We start from the raw sequence: 11,630 nt of genomic DNA, 5'->3' as shown, positions 1-11,630 counted from the left end.
GGCAGGGTCGGTCGGCGTCTCGACCCTGCCTCCCCCGCATCCGCCGGCCGGGGCGTTGGCATGCCCCGACCGGACGTCTCAGGTTGCCGCGCCCACCGGATCCTCGACCGGGGTGCGGTCCGCCGTGCGGTGGCAGGCGGAAGTGGTACGGGTGGGGGCAGCGGCGGGCGATGTCATCGGGTCCTCCGGATCGCCGGGGGTGGTGGTGGCGGTCCTCCGGTGCGGCCGGGGAATCCCGGTCCGGTCGCACCGGACGACCGTCCTATCCGTGCGCCACCGGGCCGTTAGGGCCCGGCTGCACACTCTCCGGAGCCGACCTCGTCCCGGCCGCGGGGCGCAAACCGCGGCCGGTCCCTCGCCGGTCGGCTCCGGAAAGCCGGTCGGGCGACGGCGGCGCGAGCACCGCCGTCGCGGATGGTCAGGGGTCAGACGGCGACCACGGTCAGCGCCGGTTCCACGTCGGTCCACGAGGAACCGGTCTCCGCCGAACGGGTCACCGCGTCCAGCACGAGCTGGACCTGCAACGCGTCGGCGAACGAGGGCGCCGGGTCGGTGCCGGTGGCGATCGCCTCGATGAGATCGCGCATCTGGTGGGTGAAGGAGTGCTCGTAGCCGATGATGTGACCCGGAGGCCACCACGCCGACATGTACGGGTGGTCGCCCTCGGTCACCAGGATCCGGCTGAAGCCCTGCTCCAGCGTCGGCCGGGTGGCGTCGTAGAACTCCAACTCGTTGAGCCGCTCCAGGTCGAAGACCACGCTGCCCAGCGAGCCGTTGATCTCGACACGCAGGGCGTTCTTGCGGCCCGTGGCGAACCGGCTCGCCTCGTACGTGGCCAGGGCGCCGCCGTCGAGCCGGGCCACGAAGACCGCGGCGTCGTCGACGGTGACCGGACCGGTGGCCGGACCGCTGCCGTCGACCGACTCGCCGTCGACGGTGGCCGCCAGCCCGCTCGACTCGGCCGGCAACGGCCGCTCCTTGACGAACGTCTCGGTGATCGCGCTGACGCCGGTGATCTGCTGGCCGACGACGAACTGCGTCAGGTCGATGATGTGCGCACCGATGTCACCGAGCGCGCCGGAGCCCGCCCTGTCCTTCTGCAACCGCCAGACCAGCGGGAACTGCGGATCCACGATCCAGTCCTGCAGGTACGACGCTCGGACGTGACGGATCACCCCGAGTCGTCCCTCGGCGACCATCTGGCGCATCATCGTGACCGCGGGGACCCGGCGGTAGTTGAACCCGCACATCGACCGCACCCCGGCGGCGCGTGCGGTGTCCGCCGCGGCGGTCATCGCCCGTGCCTCGGCCACCGTGTTGGCCAGCGGCTTCTCGCACAGCACGTGCTTGCCGGCGGCCAACGCGGCGAGGGCGATCTCGGCGTGACTGTCGCCCGGGGTGCAGACATCGACAACGTCGATGTCGTCCCGGTTGACGAGGTCACGCCAGTCGGTCGTGTACGCGTCCCAGCCGAGCCGGTCGGCGGCCTCGGACACCGCTGTGGTGTCCCGGCCGCAGACCAGCGCCATCCGGGCCCGCGCCGGCAGGTCGTACACGCGGTTCACGGTGCGCCACGCCTGTGAGTGCGCGGCGCCCATGAACGCGTAACCGACCATGCCGATCCGCAGTTCTCTGTCTGTCGTGGACAAGGTGGGTCTCCCCCCGGTATGTCAGAACCCGAGCTTGTCGTAGCTGCTCGCGTTCTCCTTGGTGATCGTCTCGGAGGCGAGGGTCACTTCCTTGGGCACCTGCAGCTCCGTCAGGTCGCCCAGGCCCCGGCCCTGCGCGATGAGCCGCGCGAGCGAGATCGCCGAGGACGCCATCGACGGGTTGTAGGTGACCGTCGCCTTGAGCACCGAGTTGTCGGCCTTGATCGCGTCGATCGCGAGCTTGGAGCCCGCGCCGCCGACCATGAAGAACTCCGACCGGTTGGCCTGCTTGACGGCCGCGAGCACACCGATGCCCTGGTCGTCGTCGTGGTTCCAGATCGCGTCGATCTTCGGCAGCGCCTGGAGGAGCTGGGCCGCCTCGCGCTGGCCGCTGTCCGAGGTGAACTCCGCCGAACGCCGGTTGCTCACCTTGAACCCGTAGGTCGCCAGGGCGGCCTTGAAGCCCTCGCTGCGCTCGACCGTCAGCGGGATCTCCAGGCCGGCGATCTCACCGATGACCGGGTTGGCGACGCCCTTGTCCTTGAGCATCTTGCCGATGAAGTGGCCGGCGGAGACGCCCATGCCGTAGTTGTCACCCTTGATCACCAGCCGCGAGGCCAGCGCGTCGGGGAACGCCCGGTCGAGGTTGACGATCGGGATGCCGGCCTGCATGGCCTGGAGGGCAACGGCGTTGACCTCCTTGCCGTCGTGCGGCAGCACGACGATGATGTCCGGCTTCTGGGCGATCAGGGTGCCGAGCGTGGAGCGCTGGGCCTCCGAGTTCGACCCGCCGTCGACCTCCTTGAACTCCACGTCCGAGTACGCTGCGGCCTGCGCCTTGGCGTTGGCGTGGATCGCGCCCATCCAGCCGTGGTCGGCGGCCGGGGCGGAGAAGCCGATGACGACCTTCTTGCCCGGAGCGTTGTTGCCCTCGGCGTTGCCGGCGGCCTTGGTCTGCGTGCTGGCGGCCGGCGTGTCGTTACTGGTGCAGGCGGTCAGCAGGGTGGCGGCGCCAACCGCGGCACCACCGAAGAGCAACCGGCGGCGCGACAGGTCGCGACTGTTCTGGGTCATGAACGACCTCCTGGGAGCGGGTTTTCATCTGGGTGAGGGTGTGCGAGGTCCGGCCACCGTCGAAGATCTCGACGTCGCCAGGACAACGGTGCGGTGCGTCAGGTTGTGGTGGTGACCCTGTTCCGCGCGAGGAGCCGGGTGACTGACTTGAACTTGAACTGCTGGATCAGGACGGCGGCGACGATAATGCCGCCCTTGACCATGTTCTGCGCCTCGATGGAGAGGCCGTTGATGGCGAAGAGGTTCGTGATCGTGGCGAAGATGATGACGCCGAGCAGCGAGCCGACGATCGTGCCCCGACCACCGCTGAGCAGCGTCCCGCCGATGATCGCGGCGGCGATCGCGTCCAACTCGTACAGGTTGGCCATCGCCGCCTGCGCCGAGGTGGCCTGTGAGGTGAGCATGATGGCCGCGATGCCGCAGCACAGACCGGAGAGCGCGTAGAGCAGCATCGTGTGCCGGCGGACGTTGATGCCGGCCAGTCGGGCCGCCTCCGGGTTACCGCCGACGGCGATGGTCCGCCGGCCGAAGGTCGTCCGGTTGAGCAGCACCCATCCGGCCAGTACGACCGCGCCGAGGATGTAGACCAGGATCGGGATGCCGATGACCTTGCGGGCGGCGATGTCGTTGATGAACGTGCTGCTCGACACCTGCGTCTGCTTGTTGGAGATCGAGGCCGCCAGGCCGCGCGCGGCCACCAGCATCGCCAGGGTCGCGATGAAGGGCACCAACCTGCCGTACGAGATGAGGACGCCGTTGACCAGGCCGACGCAGATGCCCACCACGAGGGCGGTGAAGATCATGCCGCCGGCGCCATAGCTCTGGGTGGCCACCGTGGTGCACCAGACCCCGGCCAGCGCGACGATCGCTCCCACCGACAGGTCGATGCCACCGCCGATGATCACGAAGGTCATGCCGACCGTGACCACGCCGACGACCGAGGCGAGTTGGAGGATCGCCAGGACGTTGTTCCAGACCCAGGTCGGGTCGCCGTACAGGTCCGGCTTGGTGATCGCGCCGACCACGACGAGCGCGGCCAGCACGCCGATCAGGCCGAGGTTGCGCTTCGCACCGTCGCCGCCGTCGCCCCGCCACCAGGAGAGCTTGCCGGTGGAGGCCGTCTTTTCGCTGGCCACCGCCGTCTCCGCCGGGTCCACCGGCGGCGACTGGGCCGGAAGCTGCGGGCGCTCCGGTGTCGCGGTGGGTGTGGGAGTCGCGTCGCTCATGCCGGTGCGCCTTCCATCAAGGACCCCGCCATCACGAGGTCAAGCACAGTGTTCTCGTCAAGTTCGCCGGCCGCGGCCTCGCGGACGACCCGGCCTTCGCGCATCACCAGCACCCGGTCGGCCAGGCCCAGCACCTCGGGTACCTCGCTGGAGACCAGCAGCACGCCGACGCCCTGCGCGGCCAGTGAGCGGATGACCTGGTACAGCTCGGCCCGAGCGCCCACGTCCACACCCCGGGTGGGCTCGTCGAGCAGCAGCAGCTTGGTGCCGCCGAGCAACCACCGGCCGACCACGACCTTCTGCTGGTTGCCGCCGGACAGGGTGCGTACCGGCCGGTCGACGTCCCGGGGACGCAGCTCCAGGGTCTCGGCGATCCGGTCCGCCTCGGCGCGTTCCGCCGCCGCGTTGGTGAAGCCGAGCCGCGCGTACCGGCCGAAGGTGGCCAGCGTGACGTTGCGGTAGATCGGCTCGCCCAACAGCAGCGCCTGACTCTTGCGCTCCTCCGGGGCCATGCCCATGCCGGCCCGTACCGCCGCCCCGACGCCGGGGCGCAGCGCCTTGCCGTCCATCCGCACCGTGCCGGCCTCCGCCAGCCGGGCGCCGTAGATCGTCTCCAGCAGCTCGGAGCGGCCGGAGCCGACCAGACCGGCGATGCCGACGATCTCTCCGGCCCGCACGTTCAGCGACACGTCGGCGAACTCGCCGGTGCGGGTCAACCCCTCGACCTGGAGCAGCTCGTTGCCGGCGGTGTCGTCGGTCGGCCGGTCCGGGAAGACGTACTCGATGGTCCGGCCGGTCATCCGGCTGACCAGGTCGCGGGTCGGGGTGTCGCGCGCCGGCAGGTTCGCCGCCGTGGTCCGGCCGTCCTTGAGTACGGTGACCCGGTCGCCGATCTCGCGGATCTCCTCCATGCGGTGGGAGATATAGATGACGGCGATGCCCTGCGCGGTCAGCTCGCGGATGATCCGGAACAGGTTGCCGACCTCGTCGTGGGCCAGCACCGCGCTCGGCTCGTCCATGATGATCAGTCGCGCCTCGTGCGACAGCGCCCGCGCCATGCTGACGATCTGCTTGCCGGCCGCCGGCAGGGAGCGGACCATCCGACCGGGCGGGATCTCGCCGTGCCCGAGCCGGCTGAGGATCTGCCGGGTGTGCCGGGCCATCCGGCCGCGCCGGACGAAGCCGAAACTGCGGTACTCGTGCCCGAGGAACGCGTTCTCCGCGACCGAGAGGTCTTCGACGAGGTCGAGTTCCTGGTAGATGGTGGCGATGCCGGACTTCATGGCGGCCTGCGGGTTGGCGAAGGTGACCGGTTCGCCGCGCCACTCCACCAGCCCGGAATCCGGCTGGTGCACGCCGGCCAGCACCTTGATGAGCGTGGACTTGCCAGCGCCGTTCTGCCCCAGCAGGCAGTGCACCTCTCCGGCGCGTACCTCGAGCTGGACCCCGTCCAGGGCGCGTACGCCGGGGAAGGTCTTGACCACGTCGGTGAGGCGCAGGACCACCTCGCCCGCGACGGTGTCGGGCGGAGCTTCGACCAGCGGCGCGGCGGCGTCGGCGTCGGCCGACCCGGTGGTGGCGGTCTCGTCGGACAGGGCCACGGTCTCCTCCTCGCTCATGATGCTTCCCCGAAGGCGACGTCGCTGGCGAGCACGGCCGCGCCGGCGACACCGGCCCGGCCACCCAACTCGGACAGCACGACGGGCAGGTTGCCGGTAGCCAGGGGCAGTGACCGGCGGTAGACCACACTGCGGATCTCGGCGAGCAGGATGTGCCCGAGCTGGGCCAACCCGCCGCCGATCACGATCATCGACGGGTTGGTGAAGCTGACCAGGCCGGCGAGCACGCCGCCGACCCGGCGTCCGCCGTCGCGGATCAACTGGATGCAGGTCACGTCGCCCTCGACGGCGCCCTCGGCGACGTCCAGCGCGGTCACCGTGCCCCGCGTGCTCAACCGCTCGGCCAGGGCCGGCGACGCTCCGCTGCGGGCCGCGACGAATGCGTCCTTGGCCAGCGCCGCGCCGCTGAACAGGGCCTCCAGGCAGCCCGCGTTGCCGCAGGAGCACATCGGACCGTGCGCGTCGACCTGGATGTGGCCGATGTCCCCGGCGCAGCCGTCGGTGCCCCGGTAGACCTCGCCGGAGAGGTAGATGCCGCAGCCGACACCGGTGCCGATCTTCACGAAGAGGAAGTCGTCCACCGAGTGGGCGACTCCGCCGTGACGTTCCCCGATGGCCATGATGTTGACGTCGTTGTCGACCACCGCCGGGCAGGCGTGCTCCCGGCTGAGCAGCTCGCGGACGGGGAACCGGTCCCAGCCCGGCATGATCGGCGGCGACACCGGCACGCCGTCGCGGAAGCTGACCGGCCCGGGTACGCCGATGCCCACCGCGTCCAGCCGCTCGTACGCCCCGTCGACCCGGGCCTTGTGCAGCAGCTCGTTGACCCGTTGCAGGGTGACCTTCGGGCCGCTGCGGATGTCGGCCGGCTCGGCGTAGTGGGCCACCGGTTCGAGGCGACCGTTGACCACCTCGACGTCCATCGAGCTGGCGCCCAGGTCGACGGCGGCGAAGCGCAGCTTCGGGTTCAGCTCGACGAGCGTCGAGCGACGCCCGCCCCGGGAGGCGGCGAAACCGGCCTCGGCGACGTACCCGAGCGCGACCAGCCGGTCCAGCTCGGCCAGCAGTCGCGGGCGCGGCATCTGGAGCCGGTCGCCCAGCTCGGCCCGGGACACGGCCCCCTCGTCGCGGAGTAACCGCAACAGCCGGACGTGCAGGGGGTCGACGGTCCGCACGCGCGGTTCACCTCTTCATCGGACTCGTTCACATCGACGCAATGTCGATGTGTTGTGTCCGACACAGTAGGAGCGCTCCGCGCCGCGTGTCCAGAGCTTCAGCCGTTCCGTTCCCAACTTTTGTCCGAAGGAACAAAAGCTAAAAGTGGATCAAGAAAAGGATAACGGCGTGCCCGCAGGCGCTCGCGTGCAGTTTCATCGACCGACACGAACCCGCCCCGCCAGCGGGTCTGTGCTGGCGGGGCGGGTTCGTGTCGGTCGGCGCTTGATCCACTCCAGGTCGGCGATGTGTTGCCATCCGGTGCGGGGGATGCCGCCAGGTCGGCGATGTGGTGTCGATCAGGCGGTGCGGTCCTTCTTGCGGAGCTTGCGGTCGTCGCGCAGCTCGACGTACGGCTCTTCGTCGACGGGATGCCCGGCCGAGATCGCCCGACCGCGCTCCAACTCCGCGTCGAACTCGGCCCCGAGCAGGATCGCGATGTTGCTCAGCCACAGCCAGACCAGGAAGATGATCACGCCGGCCAACGCCCCGTACGTCTTGTTGTACGAGCCGAAGTTGCCCACGTAGAAGGCGAACAGACCCGAGATCACCAGCCAGATCACCACGGCCAGCACGCCACCTGGGCTGATCCAGCGGAACCCGCCGTGGCGGGCGTTCGGCGAGGCCCAGTAGAGGATGGCGAACATCAGGCTGACCAGGAGCAGCAGCACCGGCCACTTGGCCACGTTCCACACCGCGACCGCCTCGGAGCCCACGCCGATGGCGTCGCCGACCACCTCCGCGAGGCGGCCCGTGAAGACCACGATCACCGCACTGACCAGCAGGAGTACGCCGATCACCGCCGTCACGCCGACCCGGATCGGCAGGGTCTTCCAGATCGGCCGGCCCTCCGGCACGTCGTAGATGGTGTTCGAGGCGCGCATGAACGCGGCGATGTAGCCCGACGCCGACCAGAAGGCCGCCAGCAGACCGATGATCGCCGCGACGCTGGCCAGCCCGCCGTTGCCCTGCGCCTGCTTGATGGCCTCCTCGATGATCTTCTGGATGCTGTCGTTCGGCACCGCCTGGTTGACCGTGTCCTTGACACCCTCGGTGGCGCTGGTGCCCAGCAGGCCGAGGATCGAGATCAGCACCAGCAGCCCGGGGAAGATCGACAGCACGCCGTAGTAGGTCAGCGCCGCCGCCCAGTCGGTCAGGCTGTCGTCCTGAAATTCGCGGACCGTACGACGCAGCGCCGCCTTCCAGCCGCTGCCGGGCAGGTCGGTGGGGCTGTCCGGGCCCGCGTCCGGCCCGACCGCCCCGACCGGCGCGCTGGCCCGGTCCCGCTCGGTGCGGGCGCGCGTGCGGGGGTCATGCTCGCTCCGGCCGTGCTTGCGATCGCGCGCCGTGCGGCCGCCCGGGGTGCTGTCGTGCACGGGGCTGTCGTGGGCGGTGTCGTCACGGGCGCTGTGCTGGCGCTCACGCTGGGCGGAAGACTCGTCCGAGGCCATCGCCCCTCCTCGTCGTCGGCGGTGTCACCTGCGGACATGCCCCGTCGACGGCCTTGGATAACCCCCTACTTGTAGAGCATCCTGCCCATCCGGCGCGAGGCCACCAGCAGACCGACCGCCATCATTCCCAGCAGGTAGAGCACGTCGAGCAGCCAGAGCCAGCCACCGGTGCCCACCGTGAGCCCGCGGAGCAGGTGCACCGCCCGGTACAGCGGAGTGACCTCGACCAGCCAGCGCAGCAGGGTCGGGTAGGCCTGCGCCGGCACGAACGTGCCCGAGAAGAAGAACAGGGTGAACTGGACCGACCCCACCAGGTCGAAATCCTGCCAACTGCGCATGACGGTGGCGACCGCCATGCCGAGCCCACCGAACGCGAACCCGACCAGCACCGCCGCCGGCAGCGCGGTGACGGCCCGGGTCACGGTGGTCAGGTCGAGCGCGACCATGACCCCGAGGAACGCCGCCGAGTACGCACTGCCGCGCAGCATCGCCCAGCCCAGCTCACCGAGGGCGATCTCGAACGGGCGGATCGGGGTGGCGATCATCCCGTCGTACAGCTTCATGTACTTCATCTTGCCGAAGAGATTGAATGTGGTCTCCGAGATCGCCCCGGTCATCGCGGAGGAGGCCAGCATCGCCGGGGCCACGAACTCGGCGTACGACACCAGCCGTCCGTCGGGCAACGGCAGGTCCCCGACCAGCGTCCCCACCCCCAGGCCGATGGAGAGCAGGTAGAGCAGCGGCTCCACGAAGCCGGAGAGCAACAGCAGCCAGTAGACCGCCTTCAGGGCCGTGACGTTGCGCCCGATCACCGACGCCGACCGGCGGGACGCGCCGGAGACGTCGACCAGCCGGGGCAGGACCAGCGTGACCACGGGTTCCCCCTAGACGACGAGCTTGCGGCGGAAGGCGCGCAGCGCGAGCAGCCACCCGGCGACCGCCCAGGCGGCCAGGTAGAGCAGGTGCCCGACGATCGACCACTGTGGAGCGACACCGAGCGTGGCGGCCCGGCACAGATCGACGGCGTGCCACAGCGGCGTGGCGTACGCCAGCCAGCGCAGCGCCTCGGGCAGCGACTCGACCGGGAAGAACACCCCGGCGAACAGGCTCATCGGGATGACCGCGAACCGAAACAGCATGGCCAACCAGTTGTCGCTGGACACCGCCGCGGCGTACGCGAAGGTGGGCGCGGCCACGGCCAGACCGAGCAACGCCACCACCGGCAGGGTAACCACCGCCCACGGCGACCGCAGCGCCCCGAACAACCCGGTGACCAGCAGGAACACCGCGATCGTGGTGACCACCCGGAACAGCACGAAGGCCAGGTGCCCGGCCAGGATGTCGCCCACGCGCAGCGGCGACGCGCTCTGCGCCTGGTAGCTCTTGACCCACTGGAAGTTGCTGAACACCGGCCACGTCGAGTCACCCACGGTCACCTGGAGCGCGGTCGAGGCGATCAGCCCGGGAACCAGCCACTCCAGGTAGGGCACCCCGCCGACACCCTGGTCGATGTAGCCCCCGACGCCCACGCCGAACCCGAGCACGGTCAGCAGCGGCAGCAGGAACGACGAGAACACCCCGGCCCGCCAGGTGCGCCGCAGCCCGACCAGGTAGTAGCCGAACACCGCGGACGCCGGCGCCCACGGCGGTCCCGGTCTCGCCCGCGTCCGTTCCGCCACGCTCACCGCGCCACCTCCACCCGCGTCGACCACGACCTTGTCTACCCAAGGGGTACGACATACCGCGAGCCGCTTACGCCGTGCCCGTCGCCGCGATTGCGTGATCGACTCGACTTCCTGGAAGTCGCGGTGTCGGCGGCCACGGAAAGCCCCGACATCCGGGAAATCGAGGGGATCACCCCCAGCGGGGGCCGCTCGCGTGATGGATCATGCTCGACGGGCAGCGGCGGACGCGATGAAGGCGCGCCACCTGTCGGGCTCGAAGACGAGCACCGGGCCGTCCGGGTCCTTCGAGTCACGCACCTGGGCCAGAGCCCGATGGTCGTTGGCTGCTCAGCAGCACGACACGCCGGCAGGTTTGTTGCTGAGCAGCCACCGATCGCCCCCGGGCCCACCCCGCACCGCCACCGATCGGCCGGCGGCGGCAACCGGCACCAGGGTCAGTCGACGAGGGTGCGGCCGGTCAGGTGCAGGAAGACGTCCTCCAGGCTGCTGCGGCGCACCAGCACATTCGCCGGCTGCAAACCCGACGCGGTCACCTCGGCGACCGCCGCGTCGCCGTCGGGCACATAGAGCAGAACGCGGTCGGGCAGCACCTCGACCCGCTCCCCCACCCCGGCCAGCTTGTCGGCGAACGGCGCCTGCGACTCGGCCGCGAAGCGCAGCTCGACCACCTCGCGGGTGGAGTATCGCTCGATCAGCGCCCGGGGCGAACCCTCGGCGACGATCCGACCGCCGTCCATCACCACCAGCCGGTCGCAGAGCTGCTCGGCCTCGTCCATGTAGTGAGTGGTGAGCACCAGCGTGACGCCCTGCTGCTTCAGCCGGAACAGGCGCTCCCACACCAGGTGCCGCGCCTGCGGGTCGAGCCCGGTGGTCGGCTCGTCGAGCAGCACGATGTCCGGGTCGTTGACCAGAGCACGGGCGATGGTCAGGCGTCGTTTCATCCCGCCGGAGAGCGGATCGACCTTGCTGTCGGCCCGCTCGGTGAGCTGGACGAAGTCGAGCAACTCGGCGGCCCGCGCCCGTGCCGCCCGGCGCGAGATGCCGAAGTAGCGGGCGTAGACGGTCAGGTTCTCCCGGACGGTCAGCTCCGGATCGAGATTGTCGAGCTGCGGGCACACCCCGAGGCGGGCGCGGATCGCCGGCCCGTCGGCCACCGGATCCAGGCCGAGGATGCGCAGCTCACCGGCGCTCGGCGGCGAGGTGCAACCGACCATGCGCATGGTGGAGGACTTGCCCGCGCCGTTCGGTCCCAGAAAGCCGAACGCCTCACCCGACTGCACCTCGACGTCGATGCCGTCCACGGCGGTGAAGTCACCGAACCGCTTCACCAGCCCACGAGCCTGAATCAGTGGTCGCCCGGTAGTCACCGCCCGACCCTAACCGCCGGGTCCGACATCCCTGCAGGCAAATACCCGCGCGCCCTGACCCGCCGGAAGCGAAACGCCGATCAATGCCCCACGCCGTCGGCCGATCGACAGGTATCGTCCCCCTGTGTCGCCCGCCAGCTCGCCCGATGGTCCGCCGTCACCCGCCCGACCAGCCAACTCGCCCGCCGACGGGCCCGACACGAGCCCCGCCGACCGGCCCGACACGCGCCCCGCCGACCGGCCCGACACGCGCCCTGCCGACGAGCCCGTCACGACTGCGGCCGACAGGCCGCCTCGACCGCGCCCAGCGGCCGAGGCCGCGGAACCAGCCGACACGGCAGAGC

At 70.5% G+C, this 11,630-nt stretch carries 10 protein-coding genes; all 10 read right to left on the bottom strand.

Going from position 1 to position 11,630, the window contains the following annotated elements:
- Nucleotides 1-425: 425 nt before the first annotated feature.
- Nucleotides 426-1,649: a Gfo/Idh/MocA family oxidoreductase gene (locus AB0I89_RS29275; RefSeq protein ID WP_357133341.1), complete on the bottom strand. Its 1,224-nt coding sequence runs from the start codon at nucleotides 1,647-1,649 to the stop codon at nucleotides 426-428.
- Between the two features lie 21 nt (nucleotides 1,650-1,670).
- Complete coding sequence (locus AB0I89_RS29270) at nucleotides 1,671-2,723, bottom strand: substrate-binding domain-containing protein (protein ID WP_357133339.1); 1,053 nt, start codon at nucleotides 2,721-2,723, stop codon at nucleotides 1,671-1,673.
- Between the two features lie 98 nt (nucleotides 2,724-2,821).
- Nucleotides 2,822-3,949: an ABC transporter permease gene (locus tag AB0I89_RS29265; protein ID WP_357133337.1), complete on the bottom strand. Its 1,128-nt coding sequence runs from the start codon at nucleotides 3,947-3,949 to the stop codon at nucleotides 2,822-2,824.
- Nucleotides 3,946-5,568, bottom strand: coding sequence for a sugar ABC transporter ATP-binding protein (locus AB0I89_RS29260; RefSeq protein WP_357133335.1), 1,623 nt, complete (start codon nucleotides 5,566-5,568; stop codon nucleotides 3,946-3,948). Before AB0I89_RS29260 ends, AB0I89_RS29265 begins: the two co-directional genes overlap by 4 nt.
- The gene (locus AB0I89_RS29255; RefSeq protein ID WP_355051303.1) at nucleotides 5,565-6,743 is read right to left on the bottom strand and encodes an ROK family protein; all 1,179 of its coding nucleotides are present in this window, start codon (nucleotides 6,741-6,743) and stop codon (nucleotides 5,565-5,567) included. Before AB0I89_RS29255 ends, AB0I89_RS29260 begins: the two co-directional genes overlap by 4 nt.
- A 339-nt stretch (nucleotides 6,744-7,082) precedes the next feature.
- On the bottom strand, nucleotides 7,083-8,234 hold the full coding sequence (locus tag AB0I89_RS29250) for a YihY/virulence factor BrkB family protein (protein ID WP_357133332.1): 1,152 nt from the start codon (nucleotides 8,232-8,234) through the stop codon (nucleotides 7,083-7,085).
- Nucleotides 8,235-8,299: 65 nt separating this feature from the next.
- Entirely contained in the window at nucleotides 8,300-9,109 is an 810-nt protein-coding gene (locus AB0I89_RS29245) for an ABC transporter permease (protein ID WP_357133330.1), read from the bottom strand.
- A 9-nt stretch (nucleotides 9,110-9,118) separates the two neighbouring features.
- Complete coding sequence (locus AB0I89_RS29240) at nucleotides 9,119-9,919, bottom strand: ABC transporter permease (RefSeq protein WP_357133328.1); 801 nt, start codon at nucleotides 9,917-9,919, stop codon at nucleotides 9,119-9,121.
- 201 nt (nucleotides 9,920-10,120) lie between these two features.
- Nucleotides 10,121-10,225, bottom strand: a complete 105-nt coding sequence (locus AB0I89_RS29235; protein WP_357133381.1) for a DUF397 domain-containing protein — start codon at nucleotides 10,223-10,225, stop codon at nucleotides 10,121-10,123.
- Nucleotides 10,226-10,353: 128 nt separating this feature from the next.
- Nucleotides 10,354-11,286 carry an ABC transporter ATP-binding protein gene (locus tag AB0I89_RS29230; protein ID WP_357133326.1) on the bottom strand — a complete coding sequence of 311 codons (933 nt, stop codon included), beginning with the start codon at nucleotides 11,284-11,286 and terminating at the stop codon, nucleotides 10,354-10,356.
- Nucleotides 11,287-11,630: the final 344 nt, after the last annotated feature.

It is taken from the genome of Micromonospora sp. NPDC049801, from assembly GCF_040656575.1.
Taxonomy (GTDB): domain Bacteria; phylum Actinomycetota; class Actinomycetes; order Mycobacteriales; family Micromonosporaceae; genus Micromonospora.
This window is presented reverse-complemented; position numbering and strand designations above follow the sequence as displayed.

Coding starts and splice junctions, on each gene's coding strand:
- AB0I89_RS29270 (WP_357133339.1), bottom strand. CDS start 2,723: ATGACCCAGAACAGTCGCGACCTGTCGCGCCGCCGGTTGCTCTTCGGT.
- AB0I89_RS29265 (WP_357133337.1), bottom strand. CDS start 3,949: ATGAGCGACGCGACTCCCACACCCACCGCGACACCGGAGCGCCCGCAG.
- AB0I89_RS29260 (WP_357133335.1), bottom strand. CDS start 5,568: ATGAGCGAGGAGGAGACCGTGGCCCTGTCCGACGAGACCGCCACCACC.
- AB0I89_RS29250 (WP_357133332.1), bottom strand. CDS start 8,234: ATGGCCTCGGACGAGTCTTCCGCCCAGCGTGAGCGCCAGCACAGCGCC.